General features: G+C 70.1%; 2 protein-coding genes. One reads left to right on the plus strand and one right to left on the minus strand.

Annotation, left to right across the window (positions count from 1 at the left end; translation table 11 throughout):
* The coding region (locus R1101_RS29955; protein WP_157179212.1) for a mycothiol transferase at positions 1–149 on the plus strand (149 nt) is incomplete at its 5' end.
* Positions 150–155: 6 nt separating this feature from the next.
* Here R1101_RS29955 and R1101_RS29015 read toward each other — a convergent pair.
* Positions 156–519: DbpA RNA binding domain-containing protein (locus R1101_RS29015; RefSeq protein WP_037225427.1), on the minus strand; the 364-nt coding region annotated here is incomplete at its 5' end.

Below are 519 nucleotides of genomic sequence, written 5' to 3' on the forward strand. Positions count from 1 at the left end.
AGTGGCTCGATCAGGGCGAACCGTTCACCGTCCGGTTCCTGATCCTGCATCAGATCGAGGAGTGGGCCCGCCACGCCGGGCACGCCGACATCATCCGAGAGTCGATCGACGGCGCCGCTGCCGACGTCCTGGCACAGCGGACGAGCTGACGGACGTCAGTCGCGGTAGCCGCCGCGACCACCACGGTCGTTGCGGTCGCTGCGGTGCGTGAAGTCGCCGGAGCGGCCACCACGGCTGTCGCCGTACTCGCGCTTGCCCCCGCGATCGCGTTTTCCGTGATCGCGGCGGTCTCCCCCGCGCCGGTCGTCACCGCGCCGGTCGTCGCGTCCGCGATACGAGCTCGGACGTCCGGACGGCGCACCGGAGTCGGGCTGCAGCTGGATGAGAACGCCCGAGATGCGGGTGGAGCGCAGCGCATCGAGGGTCTGCGGCGACAGATCCTTCGGCAGCTCGACGAGGCTGTGATCGGCACGGATGCTGATGTGCCCGAAATCGCCGCGGCGCAGTCCGCCCTCGTTG

Origin of the sequence: Rhodococcus sp. R1101 (genome assembly GCF_000278445.1) — a bacterium.
GTDB classification, from domain to species: Bacteria; Actinomycetota; Actinomycetes; order Mycobacteriales; family Mycobacteriaceae; genus Rhodococcus; species Rhodococcus gordoniae.